General features: G+C 71.1%; 17 protein-coding genes. 4 read left to right on the top strand and 13 right to left on the bottom strand.

What is annotated here, in order from left to right:
* Positions 1–187: 187 nt before the first annotated feature.
* Together ACFV6V_RS00670 and ACFV6V_RS00675 are read right to left on the bottom strand one after the other, a co-directional pair.
* On the bottom strand, positions 188–1,486 hold the full coding sequence (locus tag ACFV6V_RS00670; protein ID WP_385556951.1) for a non-ribosomal peptide synthetase: 1,299 nt from the start codon (positions 1,484–1,486) through the stop codon (positions 188–190).
* A 61-nt stretch (positions 1,487–1,547) separates the two neighbouring features.
* Entirely contained in the window at positions 1,548–2,861 is a 1,314-nt protein-coding gene (locus tag ACFV6V_RS00675) for an MFS transporter (RefSeq protein WP_385556954.1), read from the bottom strand.
* A gap of 478 nt (positions 2,862–3,339) precedes the next feature.
* On the opposite strand from ACFV6V_RS00675, the gene ACFV6V_RS00680 reads away from it, so the two are divergent.
* Complete coding sequence (locus ACFV6V_RS00680) at positions 3,340–4,560, top strand: phosphodiester glycosidase family protein (RefSeq protein ID WP_385556957.1); 1,221 nt, start codon at positions 3,340–3,342, stop codon at positions 4,558–4,560.
* Positions 4,561–4,693: 133 nt separating this feature from the next.
* Positions 4,694–5,491 carry a VOC family protein gene (locus ACFV6V_RS00685; protein ID WP_385556960.1) on the top strand — a complete coding sequence of 266 codons (798 nt, stop codon included), beginning with the start codon at positions 4,694–4,696 and terminating at the stop codon, positions 5,489–5,491.
* 89 nt (positions 5,492–5,580) lie between these two features.
* Here ACFV6V_RS00685 and ACFV6V_RS00690 read toward each other — a convergent pair whose 3' ends face one another.
* The 6 genes from ACFV6V_RS00690 to ACFV6V_RS00715 all read right to left on the bottom strand — a co-directional run bounded on the left by ACFV6V_RS00690 (position 5,581) and on the right by ACFV6V_RS00715 (position 11,397).
* Complete coding sequence (locus tag ACFV6V_RS00690) at positions 5,581–5,775, bottom strand: hypothetical protein (protein WP_361288301.1); 195 nt, start codon at positions 5,773–5,775, stop codon at positions 5,581–5,583.
* A 179-nt stretch (positions 5,776–5,954) separates the two neighbouring features.
* Complete coding sequence (locus ACFV6V_RS00695; protein ID WP_385556964.1) at positions 5,955–7,064, bottom strand: acyl-CoA dehydrogenase family protein; 1,110 nt, start codon at positions 7,062–7,064, stop codon at positions 5,955–5,957.
* On the bottom strand, positions 7,061–8,242 hold the full coding sequence (locus ACFV6V_RS00700; protein WP_385556967.1) for an acyl-CoA dehydrogenase family protein: 1,182 nt from the start codon (positions 8,240–8,242) through the stop codon (positions 7,061–7,063). The genes ACFV6V_RS00695 and ACFV6V_RS00700 overlap by 4 nt, the downstream gene beginning before the upstream one ends.
* Entirely contained in the window at positions 8,239–9,207 is a 969-nt protein-coding gene (locus tag ACFV6V_RS00705; protein ID WP_385556970.1) for an NADPH:quinone oxidoreductase family protein, read from the bottom strand. The genes ACFV6V_RS00700 and ACFV6V_RS00705 overlap by 4 nt, the downstream gene beginning before the upstream one ends.
* Positions 9,208–9,325: 118 nt before the next feature.
* Positions 9,326–10,072: a PIG-L deacetylase family protein gene (locus ACFV6V_RS00710; RefSeq protein ID WP_385556973.1), complete on the bottom strand. Its 747-nt coding sequence runs from the start codon at positions 10,070–10,072 to the stop codon at positions 9,326–9,328.
* 26 nt (positions 10,073–10,098) lie between these two features.
* On the bottom strand, positions 10,099–11,397 hold the full coding sequence (locus ACFV6V_RS00715) for an alpha/beta fold hydrolase (protein WP_385556976.1): 1,299 nt from the start codon (positions 11,395–11,397) through the stop codon (positions 10,099–10,101).
* An 87-nt stretch (positions 11,398–11,484) separates the two neighbouring features.
* Here ACFV6V_RS00715 and ACFV6V_RS00720 point away from each other — a divergent pair, with 87 nt between their 5' ends.
* Entirely contained in the window at positions 11,485–12,645 is a 1,161-nt protein-coding gene (locus ACFV6V_RS00720; RefSeq protein ID WP_385556979.1) for an ABC transporter ATP-binding protein, read from the top strand.
* 17 nt (positions 12,646–12,662) lie between these two features.
* Here the strand turns inward: ACFV6V_RS00720 and ACFV6V_RS00725 are convergent, their stop codons facing one another.
* The 4 genes from ACFV6V_RS00725 to ACFV6V_RS00740 all read right to left on the bottom strand — a co-directional run bounded on the left by ACFV6V_RS00725 (position 12,663) and on the right by ACFV6V_RS00740 (position 15,643).
* Entirely contained in the window at positions 12,663–13,619 is a 957-nt protein-coding gene (locus tag ACFV6V_RS00725) for an ABC transporter substrate-binding protein (RefSeq protein WP_385556982.1), read from the bottom strand.
* The gene (locus tag ACFV6V_RS00730; RefSeq protein ID WP_385556985.1) at positions 13,616–14,290 is read right to left on the bottom strand and encodes an ABC transporter permease; all 675 of its coding nucleotides are present in this window, start codon (positions 14,288–14,290) and stop codon (positions 13,616–13,618) included. The genes ACFV6V_RS00725 and ACFV6V_RS00730 overlap by 4 nt, the downstream gene beginning before the upstream one ends.
* 28 nt (positions 14,291–14,318) lie before the next feature.
* The gene (locus ACFV6V_RS00735) at positions 14,319–15,011 is read right to left on the bottom strand and encodes an ABC transporter permease (RefSeq protein WP_385556988.1); all 693 of its coding nucleotides are present in this window, start codon (positions 15,009–15,011) and stop codon (positions 14,319–14,321) included.
* Positions 15,012–15,229: 218 nt separating this feature from the next.
* Positions 15,230–15,643, bottom strand: a complete 414-nt coding sequence (locus ACFV6V_RS00740) for an SHOCT domain-containing protein (RefSeq protein WP_361288283.1) — start codon at positions 15,641–15,643, stop codon at positions 15,230–15,232.
* 314 nt (positions 15,644–15,957) lie between these two features.
* On the opposite strand from ACFV6V_RS00740, the gene ACFV6V_RS00745 reads away from it, so the two are divergent.
* Positions 15,958–17,247 (top strand): cation:proton antiporter, encoded by a 1,290-nt coding sequence (locus tag ACFV6V_RS00745; RefSeq protein ID WP_385556993.1) that lies wholly within the window; start codon positions 15,958–15,960, stop codon positions 17,245–17,247.
* Positions 17,248–17,256: 9 nt separating this feature from the next.
* Here the strand turns inward: ACFV6V_RS00745 and ACFV6V_RS00750 are convergent, their stop codons facing one another.
* Entirely contained in the window at positions 17,257–17,454 is a 198-nt protein-coding gene (locus tag ACFV6V_RS00750) for a hypothetical protein (protein ID WP_385556996.1), read from the bottom strand.
* Positions 17,455–17,589: the final 135 nt, after the last annotated feature.

A 17,589-nucleotide genomic window follows, 5' to 3' on the forward strand; every position in this document is an offset into this window, starting at 1 on the left:
GTCGGGTCGGTTCTTTGCGGGCCGGGTACGGTCGTGCCCGGCGGTGGTGACGCGGGCGGTCCGCGGATCGCGCGGTGTGGCCCGGCTGTCGGTTGGTGGTCCTGAGCTGCCCGGCCGGTGGCCGGTCAGCGGTCGCCGGCGGTCCGCCGGTCAGCGGCGGTCGGTCGGCGGGGGCGGTCGGCGGATATCAGCCGACGGCGCCCGCGGGCGTCGTCGCGACCGCGTCGGCAAGTGCCGCGAAGGCACGCTCCGCTCGGTCGTCGTCGACGATGGCGCGGTCCCACACCATGCGCAGGTGCAGGGTGGGGCCGTGGGTGACGGAGACGGCGAAGGGGCCGCGTACGGGCCTGCCGTCGACATGCGTCTCACGGCCGGTCACACCGCCGAGACTGAGCAGCGGTCTCCGCTGGGTGTCGTCCACGGTCAGCAGGCCGTCGAGCCGGCCGGTCCAGCCGGAGCCGGCTGCCCTGGCGGCGTGCACCACGGCGTCGAAGGGGGCGTCGGCCCGGTCGAGATCGTCCCACCAGTCGAACGCCGTCGAGTCACCCGCAGGCCCCTCACTGGTCGTCGCCGGGAAGACCACGGTGTTGAGGAAGCAGCCGATGACCTGCGCCGCGCCGGGCGGTCGCCCTCCCCAGGGGTAGCCGAGCGGCACCTGGTGCCCTGGTCCGTAGAGCGCTCCGGCAGCGGCCCGGCAGGCGTCGAGCAGGTCGGGGAACGAGACGCCCGCTTCCCGAACCGGGACGCGGCGTTCGGCCGCGCCACTCGGCGGCGCTCCGGTGACCGGGTGGCTGGGAGGGCGGTGCGGGGCCCGTTCGCGTACGGCCCGCAGCCGCTCGCCCCAGTAGGCCATCGCGGCGGGCGACGAGGCTCGGTCCTCCGCTTCGAGCTGGAGCAGTACGGCCTCGCGGTACGCAGCCAGCTCGGCCGCGGTCTCGTCGGGGCTGGGTCCTTCGGCGTCCGGTCCCTCGGCGTACGCGGCTTCGAGTTCCCCGACGATGCGCGCCAGCGACTGGCCGTCGCAGGAGGCATGGTCCAGGACGATCGCGAGGACCTCCTCGCCGCCGGGTGCCTCGTCCCGCGCCAGGAACATCCGCATCGAGGGTCCCTGTGGGGTCCAGCCTGCGAGTGTCCGGCGCAGCGCGGCGGCGGTGTCCTCGCCCGGGGCCGGGGTCACCATGACCATGGGGACATCGGGCCGTTCCGGGAGCAGCACGGGTGCGCCGCGCACCACGGCGGACCGGGCCCGCAGGACGGGATGGAGCGCGGCGAGGCGGTTGGCCGCCGCCGCGAGGCGTGCCGGGTCGACGGTGCCGCGCGGGAAGGCGAAGAACATCGGCACCAGGTCCGGGCGGCCCGCGGTGTCCAGCGAGCGCACCAGCGCGAAACGGCGCTGGGCTCCGGTGACGGGCAGCGGGTCGTCAGCCCCCTCACCGGCTCCGATTCGCCGATAGCGGGCCAGATACTGGCTCGTGATGCTGGGCACGTGATCCTTCCTGGGTTGTCGTCCGTCCGGGCGGTCTTCGGGACATCGGTGGGGCGGGCATTCAGCTCACCGGGGCGGAGTCGTGCTCCACGGCGGCGGCTCCGTCGCCGACGTCGCCGGTGTGCGCGACCGTAGGCAGGTCCCGCATCCGGCGCAGCGGTGACAGCAGCAGTGGCAGTGGGGCGACGAGGAGTCCCGCGGCGCAGCAGGCGAGTGCCGTGCGCGGGCCGTAGGCGTCGGCCAGGGCGCCACCGAGCAGACCGCCGAGCGGGAGGGTGCCCCACATGAAGAAGCGCAGTGTGGCGTTCATCCGGCCGAGCAGCCGGGGCGGGCAGAGCGCCTGACGGAAGCTGACCTGTGCGACGTTGTAGACGACGGCGCCGAAGAAGACGACACCGGAGCCGGCGGCGAACAGGAGCGCTCCGGTCACTCCTTCTCCTGACAGCGGCCACAGCAGCGCGAACGGCCCGGTGACGAGGAGGGAGAGCCAGATCGTACGGGCCTGGCCGACCCGGCTCGCGAGAGCGCCGGCGCAGAACGCGCCCACGAGTCCGCCGACGGCCGACGCGGACAGCACCAGGCCGATCGCGCCGGGCTCGAGTCCGAGCACACGGACCAGGTACACGGTCTGTGTGGCCATCAGTATCGCGGCGAAGAGGTTGGTGAGGGCGGTGGTGAGGGCGATGACGCGCAGCAGGGGCTGGCGGACGACGAATCGCACGCCCTCGGCGATGTCCCCGCGCAGCGACGCGTTCGGCTCGGGCTGCGGCGGGTCCTCGTGCTGCCTGATGCCGAGCAGGAACAGGGCGGACAGCGCGTAACCGATGGCGTCGGCGACGATGGCGAGGTGGGCACCGACCAACTGCACGAGCCCGCCGCCGACTCCGGGTCCTGTCACCTGTGCCGATGAACGCACCGTTTCCAGCGCTCCGTTGCCCGCGACAAGCTGTTCCTTGGACAGGATCTGGGGCAGGTAGCTCTGATGGGCCACATCGAAGAAGACCGTGGCCGCACCGGTGATCAGGGCCACGGCGTACAGCTGGACCATCGTCAGCGCACCGGCGACGGCGGCGACGGGGATGCTGGCCATGGCCGCGGCACGCACGATGTCGGCACGGATCATCAGGGGCCGCTTGCGCATCCGGTCGGTCCACGCTCCCGCGGGCAGCCCGATGAGCAGGAACGCGGCGGTTTCGGCGGCGGTGAGCACGCCCACCTGGAAGGCGGACGCCTGGAGTTCGAGCACTGCCACGAGCGGCAGCGCCACCAGGGTGACCTGGGCGCCGAGTTGTCCGGTGGCCGCACCGGCGAGCAGAAGACGGAAATCGGGCATGCGCAACGGGCCGCCGGTGGCGGCTCGGGATGTTACGGGCATGTGAATGACCCTCAGGGAACGGCGGATCTGCCGTCAAAAGCCACTGATCAGTTTCGGTCGATTCCTTTGCCGTTTTGGCATCAGCTCAGCAAATTTTTCGCCAGACGGGGGCTACTTCCGGATGAATGACACCTACCAGGGTCATCTGCGGACAGGTGCGCCATCAACGATCACATGAAGTATCCGTCCGATCACGGAGCCTCCCAGCCTGATCGCAGGATGTCTCAAAACAGTCATTCCTCGATCGATCAGTGACGGAGCTGCCCTTTCCGGCCGCTATGGACGTACGCAGGGGTGGACCACCGTGCACCGCTGTCCTTCGAAGGAGTGGCTCAGTGGGCATGTTTTCGCAGGTCGGCGGCCCATGGGAGGCCACAACGGCACACACGCCTCATCGTCCGGGTCGACTCTTGAGTGCTCGGGGGGAGTTGGCCGGACAGCTGGGGGCTCAGTGACGACACGTCATGCTCGTATCCGCATGGTGCTCAGCGGTGTGCTCGCGGGGGGTGCCCTGGTGGCTCCCGGGCCCGCGGCAGCCGCCACCGCCGCGCCCACCGCCAAGTCACCCGCCTGGGTGCGGATCGCGCCGGGGGTCGCGTACCGGCGGTTGGACATCGCCGCGAGGAGGGGTCCCGTACGGGCCCATCTGCTGACGGTCGATCTGCGCGACCCGCGGGTCTCCGTGGGTCTGCTGTACCCGGGCGCGGTGAGCGCCCGGGCCCCGTTGTCCTCACTCGCCGACGCGGCAGGAGCGGTGGCGGGTGTCAACGGGGACTTCTTCAACATCACGGAGACCCAGCACCCCGGGACCGAGCCGACCGGCGCCCCGGTGGGACCCGCGATCGCGGCCGGACGTGAGCTGAAGGGGGCCGTCCCCGACGGCCAGCGGTTCGGCCCGGCGCTGCCGTCGGGAACAACGACACGCGAGGTGCTGGGCGTGGGCGAGGATGGCAGGGCCCGGCTCGGCCAACTCGCCCTCGACGGCACGGTGTCCACACAGTCCGGCACGCTCCCGCTGCGCGGGCTGAACCAGTACGCGCTGCCGGTCGGCTCCGTGGGCGCGTTCACCTCCGACTGGGGTGCCGCCTCACGGATGCGGGCCACCTGCGGCACCGACGCCCGCCGCGCCGCCCCGTGCAGCAGCCGGACCTACGAGGTGACGGTGCGGGACGGACGCGTGGTGGCCGTGGCCACCGCGCCGGGCCGGGGAGCGATCGGACCGGGCACCGAAGTACTGGTCGGCCGGGAGGCCGGCGCCGCCGCATTGCGCAAGCTGTCCGTGGGCGACCGGGTCGCCGTCCGCCACCACCTTGTCGACACCCGCTCCGGTTCCGCATACCGCTTCGCGCTGGGCGGGTATCCCGTGCTGCGGGACCAGGCGCCGCTGCCGGGTCTGGACGAAGGCACCGGGGCTGTCCGCACGGCCGCCGGCATCGCGGACGACGGGCACCGAATGCTGCTGCTGGCTCTGGACGGCGCGCCGGAGTTCCGGAACGGTCTGACCGTGGCCGAACTGGCGGCGGTGATGCGGGACGCCGGATGCGTCGACGCGTTCAATCTGGACGGTGGCGGCTCGTCGACCCTGGTCACCCGCGGCCGGGAAGCGGCGCATATGACCGTACGCAATCATCCCAGCGGCGGTTCGGAGCGTGCGGTACCGAATGGCATCGGGGTGTTTTCCCGCGCGTCCGGCGTTTGACCGGACCGATTCGCGGTGTCATCGCGCGGGACGGCATCGCTCTCACTAGCGTGATACCGGTCACGGTCCACCGGTCCGGGGCCGTCCTGCGGACCGGGGGCCTCCACAGCGCAGACAGCGAAGAGAGTCAGTCATGGCCGCAGCACCCGAAGGCAGGCCGATCTGGGCCGACGCGATGTTCTCCGATCTGGAGGGAGCGAAGACCTTCTACGCCGAAGTCCTGGGCTGGACGTTCGGTGAGTCATCGTCGGAGTACGGGAACTACACACAGGCGTACGCGAACGGCAAGGCGGTCGCCGCGGTCGTGCCGCCCATGCCGGGTCAGGAGGGCCAGTCGCAATGGTGTCTCTACCTGGCGTCGCCGGACGCCGCCGCGACGGCGGAGAAGATCCGCCAGAACGGCGGCACGGTCCTCATGGAGCCCATGCAGGTCGGTGAGTTCGGCACGATGTGCCTCGCCCAGGACCCCGGTGGCGTCACCTTCGGTGTCTGGCAGCCGGGCACCCACACCGGGTTCGAGACGGCGACCACCGAGCCGGGGTCCTACTGCTGGGCCGAGGTGTTCACGCGCGAGCCGGACAAGGCGGACGGGTTCTTCCCCGCGGTCTTCGGCTACGGCGTGAAGACCATGCAGGACGACCAGATCGATTACAAGATCTACGGTCTCGGCGAGGACACGCCCGTACTCGGGCGGATGAAGATGACCGACGAGGAGTTCCCGCCGGAGGTCCCGTCCTACATCCAGGTGTACTTCACCGTCCCGGACTGCGATGCCGCGGTTGCCACGGCCCAGAAGCTCGGCGGCAGGGTGGTGTTCGGTCCGATGAGCATGCCGTTCGGCCGGTTCGCCGCGCTCGTCGACCCGCAGGGCGCCGCGGTCGCGGTGATCGACGTGACCACCACCGAGGGTGAGATGCCCACGCTGACCTGAGCGGCGCGCACATCGTCAAGGATGCCCGGGACCGGCGATTCGCTCGCCGGTCCCGGGCATCCGTGTGTCGTCGTCGTCCGGCCCCTGGCTCAGGGCCCCAACTTGCTCACCACGTCGGCGGTGGCGGACACTCCGTTGTGGATCGTCGGCGCCATGCTCGTGCCTGCCAGGAAGAAGCCGAGCAGGGCGCAGACCAGTGCGTGCGAGATCTTCAGACCGCCGTTCCGCAGATAGATCACCGCGAGAACGAGCAGCAGCAGCACGACTGAGACGGACACGACCATCCCCCAACCTCCTTCGCCGCCGCACGGGAATGCGGCATTCGGCCGCCAGTGTGGCGGAGTTGAGGTGCCGGACGGCCGAGTGGCGCGCCCGCCGATCGGGTGGTCGTCGAGGTCGCCGGAAACGGGTTCGGATCCGCGTGCCGCGCGCCCTCCCGCACAGGCGGGTCGGTGCCGGGGTGTTACCGGGGGGCGGGCAGGCCGACGAGTTCCGCCAGCACCTCCTTGTGGCGTCCCGGCGTGCCGAGTGCGAGCTCGTCGGTCTTCGCGCGCTTCAGATACAGATGGGCGGGGTGCTCCCAGGTCATGCCGATGCCCGCGTGCAACTGCACGCACTCCTCTGCGGCGTGGACGGCGACCCGGGAGCAGAAGGCCTGCGCGACGGACACCGAGAGCGCGGCGTCGTCGCTGCCGGTGGCGAGCGCGTCGGCGGCGCTGCGTGCGGCTGCCCGGGCGTTCACCACATCCAGCCAGAGCCGGGCCATACGGTGCTTCAGCGCCTGGAAGGAGCCGACGGGACGGTTGAACTGGTAGCGCTCGCGCGTGTACCGCACGGTTTCCTCGAGGCACCACTCGGCGACGCCCAGTTGCTCGGATGCCAGCAGCCCGGCCCCGGCGAGCAGGCCACGGTGCACGGCGGCCCGGGCTGTCGCGGCGTCCGCGAGCCGGGTGCCGGCCGCGCCCTCGGCTGTGACGGTGGCGAGCGGGCGGGTGAGGTCGAGCGGGAGCTGCGGAGTGATCCGGGCGTCCGTGCGCCGCACCGCGTACAGCCCGTCCGTCCTCGTCACCAGCAGCACATCGGCGAACTGCGCGTCGGCGACAGCGGACACGGCGGGGCCGGTGGGCGGCTCCGCGCCGGGCGCGGCGGACAGCGGCATGGCGAGCACGGTGACGGTCCGACCGGCTGCCGTGTCCGCGAGCAGCTCTGCCACGACGTCTCCCCGCCCGGCTCCCTCTGCGAGGGCGAGCAGCGTCTCGGTGGCGATGACCGAACTGGTGAGGTACGGCGCCGGGGTCACAGCCCGGCCCAGCTCCTCCAGCACCACCGCGGCCTCGCGGTGGCTCGCCCCCTGTCCGCCGAGCTTTTCCGGTACGAGGAGCCCCGCGGCGCCCATCTCCACCGCGAGTGACCGCCACAACGCGGGATCGTAGGGGGTCCCGGTCTCCATGCCGGTGAGGGTGGCCTGGAGGTCGGCGCGATCACCGAGCAGGTCCCGTACGGCGGCGCGCAGATCGTCCTCGGCCTCGGAGTAGAGCAGATCCGGCTGGCTGCTCGTGTTGCTCGTGCTCATCGGGCGAGGTCCTTCCAGGCGACGTCCTTGTCGGTGCGCGGTTCCGCGGGCAGTCCGAGGACGCGTTCGGCGACGATGTTGAGCAGCACTTCGCTGGTGCCGCCCTCGATGGAGTTGCCCTTCGTACGCAGATAGCGGTAGCCGATGTCGCGGCCGGTGAAGTCGACCTGCTCGGGACGCCGCATGGTCCAGTCGTCGTACAGCAGTCCTTCCTCGCCCCGGAGTTCGACTTCCAGGCCGCTGATCTCCTGGTTGAGGCGGGCGAAGACGAGCTTGGTACCGGAGCCTTCGGGCCCTGGCTGGCCTGCGGCGAGCTGCTGGCGCAGCCGCTCACTCGTGAGGCGGGCGACCTCGGCCTCCACCCAGAGGCCGAGCAGGCGCTGGTGCAGCTCATGGGTGCGGAGTTCGGGACGCTCGCGCCAGGTCGCGGCGGCGAGCCCGATCATTCCGCCTTCGCGCGGGAGCCGCATGCCGCCGATGGTGACGCGTTCGTTCATGAGGGTGGTCTGGGCGACCTTCCAGCCCTCCCCCACGGGTCCGATGCGGTGGGCGTCGGGGATGCGTACGCCGGTGAGGAAGACCTCGTTGAACTCCGCCTCGCCGGTGATCTGGCGCAGGGGCCTGACCTCGACGCCCGGGTCCGTCATGTCGCAGATGAAGTAGGTGATTCCACGGTGCTTGAGTGCGTCGGGGTCGGTGCGGGCGATGAGGATGGCCCAGCGGGCGATGTGGGCGCTGGATGTCCACACCTTCTGGCCGCTCACCACCCAGTCGTCGCCGTCGCGCACGGCGCGGGTGCCGAGTGCTGCCAGGTCGGAACCCGCACCGGGCTCGCTGAAGAGCTGGCACCACACCTCTTCGCCGGCCCACAGCGGGCGCAGGAAGCGGCGCTTCTGTTCCTCGGTTCCGTAGGCCAGGATCGTGGGCGCGGCCATTCCAAGGCCGATCATGATCCGGCGGGGGTCGTTGTCGGGCGCTCCGGCCGCCTCGAGTTCCGCGTCCACAACGGCCTGGAGGGTACGGGAAGCGCCGAGACCACCGAGTCCCGGCGGGTAGTGCACCCAGGCGAGACCGGCGTCGAAGCGGGCCTTGAGGAAGTCGGTGCGGCCGGTGCCGGCGGGCGGATGGGCGGCGAGGAACTCCTGCGTGCGTGCCCGCAGTTCGGTGGCGTCCGTCATGACGCGGCTCCTTCGGGGAGGATGACGAGCCGACCGGTGGTGGCCCCGTCGGCGACCCGCTGCACCGCCTCCGCGGCGCCGGCGAAGGGGACTCGCTCGCTGATGAGGGGCTTGATCAGGCCCTTCTCGGCATACTCGGTGAGGGTCTCGTGGCAGCGGATGACCGCCGCAGGGTCCTTCTGGTTGTAGAGACCCCAGTGCAGACCGACGATGGAGTAGTTCTTGATCAGCGCGTGGTTGAGCCCCGGGCTGGGGACGGTGCCGCTCGTGAAGCCGACGATCAGGATGCGGCCTTCGAAGGCCACGCACTTGACGGACTTGGCGTAGGCGTCACCGCCGACCGGGTCGTAGACGACATCGGCGCCGCGGCCACCGGTGGCGTCCTTGACCACGGCCACCAGATCGTCGCTGTGCCGGTCGATGACGACGTCGCAGCCCAGTTCCCGTGCGACGGCCGCCTTGTCCGCCCCGCCGACGACGCCGATGACCGTGGCGCCCGCTGCCTTGCCGAGCTGTACGGCGGCGCTGCCGACTCCACCTGCCGCGGCGTGCACCAGCAGGGTCTCGCCCTCCTTGAGGCGGGCGCGGCGGTGCAGTCCGAACCAGCCTGTCTGGTAGCCGATGTGCAGGGCGGCGGCTTCGGCGTCGTCCAGGGCGTGCGGCGCGGGCAGCACCCCGGCGGCCGGCGCCACGGCGTACTCGGCGAAGCCCCCGTGGGGCAGCGCGGCGGTGGCGATGACCCGCCTGCCGTCCTCGGTCTCGCCGCAGAACTCCACACCCGCGGTGAACGGCAGCGGCGGGGTGATCTGGTACTGACCTCGGCAGAGCAGCGCGTCCGGGAAGTTGATGTTCGCCGCGCGCACCCTGAGCAGGAGCTGCCCCTCCCCCGGCTCCGGCCTGGCGGTCTCCTCGAGCCGCATCACCTCACTCGGTTCACCGTTCCGGTGCACACGCCATGACTGCATTCGGGGCCTCCGCGGTTGGTCGGGGGTACGTCCGCTCAGGCGCATACTAAGCGGTCGCTTGGCTTCTGTGAACCACCCGTTCCCAGCCGATCGGCGGGGGGAGGCGCGCAGTACGCGCTCAGCGGCCGAAGACCTCGAATCCCACGGCCGGCCTGCCACCGAACCGGTCCGCGAGGGCACGGACGTTGCCGTTCTGGAATGTGCGGCAGTAGTCCTCGGGATCCTCGTCCGTGAGCGCCTCGATATAGCTGCGGTGTTCCAGCAGCGACCGAACGGCGCGATCCAGTCCCGCGGCGGCGTCCACGGCGTGGGTCGGCGTGGCGGAGCCCGCGATCGCCACCCAGCGCACTCCGCTCCAGGGCTCCAGGCCCTGCTCGGTGAGGAGTTCGGGGAAGATCCAGCGATTGCCCGCGTCACCGGCCGCGTCCAGGGTGGCCCGGCCGACGGCGCGGTGGTCCGGGGTGTTCCAGTTTCCTCCGACGGCCGGGCCCCAGGTGTCCCGGTGGTTGAGCGTGATGACGAGTTCGGGGCGGTGGCGCCGGACCGCGGCGGCGATGTCGCGGCGCAGCGCGGTGCCGTACTCGATCACCCCGTCATGGTGGTCGAGGAACTCCACCGCGGACACCCCCACGACGGCCGCACTGGCCCGCTGCTCGCGTTCGCGCAGTGGTGCGCACTCGGCGGGCGCCAGGGTGTCGATCCCGGCCTCGCCACGGCTGGCGAGCAGATACGCGACCTCCTTGCCGTGGTCCGTCCAGCAGGCGACGGCCGCGGCGCAGCCGTACTCAAGGTCGTCGGGATGGGCCACGACCGCCAGGGCGCGGGTCCAGTCGTCCGGCATCGCTTCGAGCTGAGGTTGGCTCATGACGCGAGCGTGGCGTCCCCGCCCGTTCACGCCTCGTCACGAACGAGGGCAAGCAGCCGGTCCAGCACACGGGCGCCGGACGTACGGACTCCGTCGTGCTCGTACTCGTCGGTGACCCAGGTGCGCAGCCCTCGGATACTCCGTGCGGTGGCCAGTGAGTGGGCCGTGTCGACGTACATGTCGTCGTGGTAGACGGCGGCGGCGACCGGGACCTCGTTGGCCGCCAGACGCTCGGGATCGTACAGCGGGAGCCAGTCGCTGCGGGCGGCGAGCAGCTCGGCGGCCTCACTCAGCGGGCGCAGGGCGGGGTCGGTCTCGAAGTGCCAGGGGTGCACGGACTCGCCCGTGAAGAGCAGCGGGCCGTCCCCGGCGAGCGCCTTCCCGGAGTCGAACTGCGGGAACTCGGCACGGACGCGCTCGGCCGCCCAGGCCGTCGGCGCCCCGCCCTGGGCGTAGATCGCCTCGTGGAGCACCGCGTACAGCGGATGGGCGGCAAAGGACAGTGCGGCGGCCACACCTTCCTGGAAGGCGTCGGAGAGCTCCGCGCCCCGCGCGCCGTCGATGAACGCGTTCTCCAGCAGATAGTGCAGCTGGTGGCTTCCGTCGGCGGTGCCGAGCTGGATGCCGAGCGACTGGAACGCCTCGGCGGTCAGCACATAGCCGCCGGGGAGCACGGGCCGCTGCTCGATGAGATGGGCGGCGATGCGGCGGGCGCGTTCGATGTCCTGCGGATAGCGGGCGTAGTGGGCTTCTGCCTTACGCTGGATACGCGGATACGCGGCGCGGTAGACGTCGTCGGCGCGGGCGTCCAGCGAGGGCAGTCCACCGGTGATCAGCACCGTCCGCAGGCCCTCGGGGGCGGTCGACAGGTAGTGGGTGGCGCAGAAGCCGCCGAAGCTCTGGCCGAGTACGGTCCACCTGGCCCCGCCGGTGAGCTGGCGCCGGACCGCCTCGCAGTCGCGGACGATGCTGTCGGCACGGAAGTGGGCAAGGTAGTCCGCCTGCGCGCCGGGACCGCCACGCAGCGGGAGGGTCTGGCGGTTGGCGGGCGTGGACAGGCCTGTACCTCGCTGGTCGAGCAGCAGCACCCGGAACTCCTGGACGGCACGGCCCAGCCACGCCTGCTTGCCGTGGAAACGCCGGGCCCCGAACCCGGGCCCGCCCTCCAGGTACACCAGCCAGGGCAGCTCGGCACCGGCCCGCGCGCTCGACGCGACCTCGCGCCCGTAGAGACGGATCTGTTCACCGGACGGGTCGCCGTGGTCGAGGGGGACGGTGAAGTGGCGGTCCGTGAGGATGAGGCCCGGCTGCCGGTAGCTGGTCAATGCTGCTCCTGCTGTCTGTCCGCTGATCGACGGTCACGCTCACGTCCATCATGTGCGTCACGGACGCGGCGCGCCTAGCGTGGGTCCATGATCCGGTTCGAGCAGGTCAGCAAGGTGTACCCGGACGGCACCACCGCTGTCGACGACCTGTCGTTCTCGGTCGCCGAGGGCGAGCTGGTCACTCTGGTGGGCCCGTCAGGCTGCGGCAAGACCACCACGATGATGATGGTGAACCGGCTGATCGAACCCACGTCGGGGCGCATCATGGTCGACGGCGAGGACATCTCCCGGATCGACCCGGTCAAGCTCCGCCGCCGTATCGGCTATGTCATCCAGCAGGTCGGTCTGTTCCCGCACCGGACGGTGCTCGACAACACCGCGACCGTCCCGTCGCTCGTCGGCTGGAAGAGGGCCAGGGCCCACGCACGTGCCGCGGAACTGCTCGATCTGGTCGGACTCGACCCGAAGGTCTACGGCTCCCGCTACCCGGCCCAGCTGTCGGGCGGCCAGCGCCAGCGGGTCGGCGTGGCGCGGGCACTCGCCGCCGATCCGCCGGTGCTGCTGATGGACGAGCCGTTCGGCGCCGTCGACCCCGTCGTGCGGGAGCGGCTCCAGGACGAGTTCCTCCGTCTCCAGGCCACGGTGCGCAAGACGGTGCTGCTGGTCACCCATGACATCGAAGAGGCCGTGCGGATGGGCGACCGTATCGCCGTCTACGGGCAGGGCCGCATCGAACAGTTCGACACTCCGGGGGCCGTGCTCGGAGCACCGGCGACTGACTACGTGGCACGGTTCGTCGGCGCGGACCGGGGTCTGAAGCGGCTTTCGGTCACCGCCATCGAGCCGGACGACCTGGCGCAGCCACCGGTCGCACGACGTGACGAGCCCGCCGCTGCGGCAGCGGCGCGGCTGCGCGACCAGGGGGCCCGCTGGGCGGTCGTGCTCGGCGCCTCGGGAGAGCTGCACGGCTGGGTGTCCGCGGAAGCTCTCTCGACCGGGGCCGGAGGAACCGTCAGCGGACTGGCGTGCCGGATGGAGGCGTGGGTGCCGCTCGGGGCGCCGCTGAAGCAGGCCTTCAGCGAGATGCTGCAACACGACGCGGGCTGGGTGGCGGTGCTGGACGGGACGAGGTTCGCCGGAGTGCTGACCCCGGCGAAACTGCATGAGGCGCTACGCCGTTCGGTGGACGCGGACGCCCGGGGAGTGGCGCGCGGGCAGGTGGACTTCGACTCGGTGTCCGACGCCTGAACAACGGGGCTGGGCGGTCAGCGCCGCAGCAGCCCCTTCGCCTCGAGGTACTCGCGGGCGACGTCCTCGGGCAGCCTGCGCCAGCTGTCCACCTCCTCGTTGAGCCGGCGCAGGTCCTCCGTCGTGAGCACGGAGTTCAGCTCGTCCAGGGCTTTCGTGACGCCCGGGCCGCCGGCTCGGGAGCGGTTGACGACGGGGACGATGTAGTCCGCGTTCTGCACGTGCTTGTCGTCGTCGAGCAGCACCAGACCGAAGTCATCCAGCGTCGCGTCCGTGGTCGTGGTCAGCACCATCTGGTCCTGCCCCGACTGGACGGCCTGCTTGGACTGGGTGGTACCGACGCCCTTGGGGTCGATCCCCGTGATGTCGATTCCGTATGCCTTCTTGAGCGCCGGGGCGCAGTAGGGCCGCTGGACGCATTCGTCGCCGGCGGCCAGGCGCACGGGAAGCCCGGAGCGCCCCAGGTCGCTGAGGGTCTTCAGGTGGTGCTTCGCCGCATACTCCTGGGTGACGGCGAAGGCGTTCTGGTCGACGGCCTTGCCCGGGTCGAGTACGGTCAGGCCGCGCGAAGCGGCCAGGGAGCGCAGAGCGGCCATGGTCCTGCCGAGGTCGGGCGACCCCGCGGGTGCCGCCTTCGGGCCGTTGGCCTTGGCGTTGAGCCAGTCGGCGAGCGTCGCGGCGTACTCCGGTACGACGTCGATCTGGCCGCGTTCCAGGGCGGGCTCGTAGATCTCCCGGTTGTTCACGCTGATGATCTCGGTGTGGTAGCCGGCCTGTTCGAGGAGCAGGGAGTACATCCGGGCAAGCAGGTCGCTCTCGGTGAATCCGGCGGATCCGATGGTCAGGTGTCTGCTGTCGCCGGGCGACGCGGTCACCGCACTCTGGTTCTGGTGCTCCAGGGACGGCCCGGTGGTGCAGCCGGCCAGGGTGAGCAGCGCGGCAGCGGCGGGCAGTCCGGTGCGCAGTCCCCTCATCCCGCTCGCTCCCCTGACCGGTAGGGCGAACAGCGCTCCACGATTGCGAAGACTGCCTCGACGAGCAGCGCGAACAGAGCGACGAGCACCGCGCCCGCGACGACCTGCGGTGTCGACGCGAGATTGAAGCCCGCCGTGATGATCCGGCCGAGACCGCCGCCGCCCGCCAGCGCCGCGATCGTGGCGGTGGCCACGAGCTGGACGGCGGCGATCCGTACGCCGGTGAGGATCAGCGGCGTCGCGAGCGGCAACTCCACGCGCAGCAGCGTCTGGGATCCGGTCATACCCATGCCCCGGGCAGCTCTGACGATGTCCCCGTCGACGCCGCGCATCCCCACGTACGCGTTGGTGAGGAGCGGCGGCACGGCGAACAGGACCAGCGCCACGATCGTCGGCCAGGGTCCCCAAGTCCCGATGGGGCTGAGCAGCAGCAGGACCAGGACTGCGAAGGTGGGGACCGCGCGTCCGACGTTTGAGATGTTGACGGCGAGCGCGCCGCCTTTGCCGAGGTGGCCGAGCACCAGGGCTACGGGCAGGGCGATCGCGCAGCTGATCAGCAGGCACACGGTGGTGAGGAAGAGGTGCTGGCCGAGACGTACCCAGACGCCGCCCGGGCCGGACCAGTTGGCGGGGTCGGCGAGCCAGTCCCAGGTCTGGGAGACGATGTTCACGGGATCCGCCTGCGCCCCGGATGCCGGATCATGCGCCGCGTCGGCGGGTCTGGCGCATCCAGGGTGTCAGCAGGTGCTGTACACCGAGAAGTACGAAGTCGGCTGCGACGGCGATCAGCACGCACAGCACCGAGGCGGTGAGCACCTGTGCCTTGAAGTAGGTGTTCATCCCCGAGTAGATGAGGTTGCCGAGACCGCCGAAGCCCACGATCGCCCCGATGGTGACCAGGGAAACGGCGGAGACCGCCGCGATGCGCAGGCCCGCCATGGCGGCGGGCAGGGCGAGGGGCAGCTCGACGGTCAGCAGCAGCCGCACCGGGCCGTACCCCATGCCCCGCGCCGCCTGGCGGGTCTCCTCCGGTACGGCGCGCAGCCCGGCGAGGATGTTCCGCACCAGCAGCGTGAGCGAGTAGAGGACGAGTCCGGCGATGACGAGCGACGTGGACAGCCCGTAGACCGGGAGCAGCAGCGAGAACATGGCGAGTGACGGGATGGTGTAGAGGACCGTCGTCAGGGAGAGGACCGGCCCTGCCGCCCAGCGCCAGCGTCGGGCGGCGACGGCAAGGGGTACCGCGAGCAGCAGCGCCAACGCCACCGAGGTCATGCTCAGCTGGAGGTGCTGGAGCACGGCCTCCTCGAGGATCTCGCTGCGGCTGGTCAGATAAGCGCCACAGATCCAGTCGTTGTGCGCGAGGCAGTCGTCGGGGACCGCGGCGGTCAACCCTGTCCCGGTAGCCGGAATCGCCGTCACTCGTCCATTGCAGCGCGGGAAACTGCGAGGTGCGTCCCGGTGGCGGTCCATTCGAGTGGCGTCGTGGAGCCCCGGCCGCCCTCCGTCCATGGATCTTCCGGGGGCCGGGGCGCGTCAGCAGCGGGGACCGGCATTCCGGGGCAGCCAGGCTCGGTGGCTGCCCCGGACCCCGGCAGGGCGGTGGCCGGTCAGCCCAGCAGCTTCTGCTTGGCCTTCTGGAACTCCTCGTCCGACAGGTCTCCCTTGGCCTTCAGCTCGGAGAGCCTGGACAGCTCGTCCGTGGTGCCGCCGCCTTCGCCCTTCGCCGCCTGCCGGACGTAGGCGCTGAAGGCTTCCTGTTGTTCCTGGGCGTGCTGGATCTCGCGCTTGCCCATGCTGTCGCCGCGCACGATCACATAGATCAGCACGCCCAGGAACGGGATGATCAGCACGAACAGCAGCCACAGGGCCTTGATCCACCCGTTCATGTCGTGGGAGCGGAAGATGTCCAGGATGACCCGGAAAAGGATCACCAGCCACAGGACCCAGAGGAAGATCCACATCACGGTCCAGAACGCGCCCAGCACCGGGTAGTCGTACGCGAGGTAGACAGTGCCGTCCATCGCCGTCCTCCTGCCGTTCTCGTCGGACGCCGGGCGTCCGCTCCCGGCCAGTGTGTGACGGTCCGGCCGTACGGCCCTCACCCGGCAAGGGTGAATCGGCGCGCAGGCGGTCGGGCCCCGCAGCCCGGCCGTATCGGGGCGCCCCCGTGAGCCACCGGGTGAGCGGGCCGTGTCGGTGCCGTACGCGCCCAGCGGGGTCGATCACGATGGGCGGGCCGTGATGCCTCGGGTAGTGGTGGGTGACGTATGGCGGACGCGACGGTGCGCCGGCAGATGGGCGCGTGCCACGGAGGCCCGTTCCGGACGGTCCGCCGGTGAGCGGCGGGGGCGCCTGGGCCGGAGTCGCCGTGGCGGTGGTCACCGCGGGCTATGCCCTGGCGTCCAAGCGCCTCGCCCGTGCCTCGGTCACCGCGCCGATCGTGTTCACCGTCTGCGGGGTGTTCATCGGGCCGGTCGGTCTCGGCATCCTCGATCTGGAGAAGGACGCGGGCGCGATCCTCGTCCTGGTGGAAGCCGCGCTGACGCTGGTGCTGTTCACCGACTCCTTCGAACTGCGTGGCAGGGACCTGCATCTCGGGCGCCTGCTGTCCGCCCGGCTGGTGACCGTCGGTCTGCTGCTGACCATCGGCGCGGGGTGGCTGCTGGCCGTGCTGCTGCTGCCCGGGCTGAGCGGCTGGGAGCCCGCCCTGATCGCGGTGATCCTCGCGCCCACCGACATCCCGGTGTGCAGGGCGGCCGTCGCCAATCGCCGGGTGCCGCCGGTGGTGCGGCACGGGCTCACGGTCGAGACGGGGGTCAACGACGGTGTAGTCCTGCCGTTCTTCCTCCTCGTGCTGGCCGCGATCTCCGGCACGGCCTCCTCGGAGCACGGCCTGGTGGGGGTGTTCTGGCGGTCGCTGCTCCTCAGCAGCGCGATCGGGCTCGCCGTCGGCGCGGTGGTCGGCCTGCTGCTGCACCGGGCCTGGGTGGCCGACTGGGTGAACCGGGAGTGGAGCCAGGCCGTCGTGCTGGCGGTCGCTCTCGCCTCGTACGCACTCGCCGCCGCCACGGGCGGCAGCGGTTTCGTCGCGGCCTGGGTCGCCGGATTCGCCTTCGCCGCGCTTCTGCGGCGCGGGACGGCCCGGAACGGCACGGGCCCGGGCGGGCACAGCACCGATCTGGTCGGCAGGTTCACCGAGAGCCTGGCGTCACTGCTGGCCGCGATGAGTTTCCTGGTGTTCGGAGCCGTCATGCTGGGGCCTGCACTCCAGCACCTCACCTGGCGGGTGGCGTTGTACGCGGTGCTCCTCGTGGCCCTGGTGCGACCGGTGACGGCCGCCATCTCCCTGGTGGGCAGCGGGTTGCGGCTGCCGACGGTGGCGTACGCCGCGTGGTTCGGTCCGCGTGGACTGCCCTCGCTGGTCTTCGGCCTGCTCGCCGTGAAGGAGCATGTCCCCGCGGCGCGCACCCTGCTGGAGGTGGTGGCGCTGACGGTGGCCCTGAGTGTGCTGCTGCACGGTGTGTCGGCGGTACGGCTCAGCGACCGCTACGGGGCCTGGTTCGAGCGGGCGGCGGCAGCGCGCGGGCCCCGGCTGCGCGAGGCGGGACCGGCGGAACAGGGCTGAGACGGCGGGCTATTCCGGCAGTCGGCGCATCTCCACCACATGGAGACCGAGATCCTGGAAGCGGGCGAGCAGCCCGTACAGGTGTGCCTCGTCCGTGACCGGTCCGTACAGGACCGTCTCCTCGGCCACTGTGGCCCCCTCCAACTCGGGGAAGGCACCGGCGACGGCCGTGGACAGATGACCGGAGACGCGGAACTCGTATCGCATACGGACACTTCCCCGTGGGCCATGGCCTCTTCGCAGGGCCGCTTCGTACCGCCTCTTCGTGAAGTCGTGAAGCCTCTCCATGTGCCTCAGGAACCTCTACGAGCATGCTCCCGTGCCGGGGGGTGGCGTCGCATC

This window comes from Streptomyces sp. NPDC059828, from assembly GCF_042731955.1.
Lineage (GTDB): Bacteria > Actinomycetota > Actinomycetes > Streptomycetales > Streptomycetaceae > Streptomyces.

Bases quoted from the DNA above. Each gene is read 5' to 3' on its own strand.
- ACFV6V_RS00675 (WP_385556954.1), bottom strand. From the start codon at position 2,861: ATGCCCGTAACATCCCGAGCCGCCACCGGCGGCCCGTTGCGCATGCCC.
- ACFV6V_RS00680 (WP_385556957.1), top strand. From the start codon at position 3,340: ATGGTGCTCAGCGGTGTGCTCGCGGGGGGTGCCCTGGTGGCTCCCGGG.
- ACFV6V_RS00685 (WP_385556960.1), top strand. From the start codon at position 4,694: ATGGCCGCAGCACCCGAAGGCAGGCCGATCTGGGCCGACGCGATGTTC.
- ACFV6V_RS00690 (WP_361288301.1), bottom strand. From the start codon at position 5,775: ATGGTCGTGTCCGTCTCAGTCGTGCTGCTGCTGCTCGTTCTCGCGGTG.
- ACFV6V_RS00695 (WP_385556964.1), bottom strand. From the start codon at position 7,064: ATGAGCACGAGCAACACGAGCAGCCAGCCGGATCTGCTCTACTCCGAG.
- ACFV6V_RS00700 (WP_385556967.1), bottom strand. From the start codon at position 8,242: ATGACGGACGCCACCGAACTGCGGGCACGCACGCAGGAGTTCCTCGCC.
- ACFV6V_RS00705 (WP_385556970.1), bottom strand. From the start codon at position 9,207: ATGCAGTCATGGCGTGTGCACCGGAACGGTGAACCGAGTGAGGTGATG.
- ACFV6V_RS00710 (WP_385556973.1), bottom strand. From the start codon at position 10,072: ATGAGCCAACCTCAGCTCGAAGCGATGCCGGACGACTGGACCCGCGCC.
- ACFV6V_RS00720 (WP_385556979.1), top strand. From the start codon at position 11,485: ATGATCCGGTTCGAGCAGGTCAGCAAGGTGTACCCGGACGGCACCACC.
- ACFV6V_RS00725 (WP_385556982.1), bottom strand. From the start codon at position 13,619: ATGAGGGGACTGCGCACCGGACTGCCCGCCGCTGCCGCGCTGCTCACC.
- ACFV6V_RS00740 (WP_361288283.1), bottom strand. From the start codon at position 15,643: ATGGACGGCACTGTCTACCTCGCGTACGACTACCCGGTGCTGGGCGCG.
- ACFV6V_RS00750 (WP_385556996.1), bottom strand. From the start codon at position 17,454: ATGCGATACGAGTTCCGCGTCTCCGGTCATCTGTCCACGGCCGTCGCC.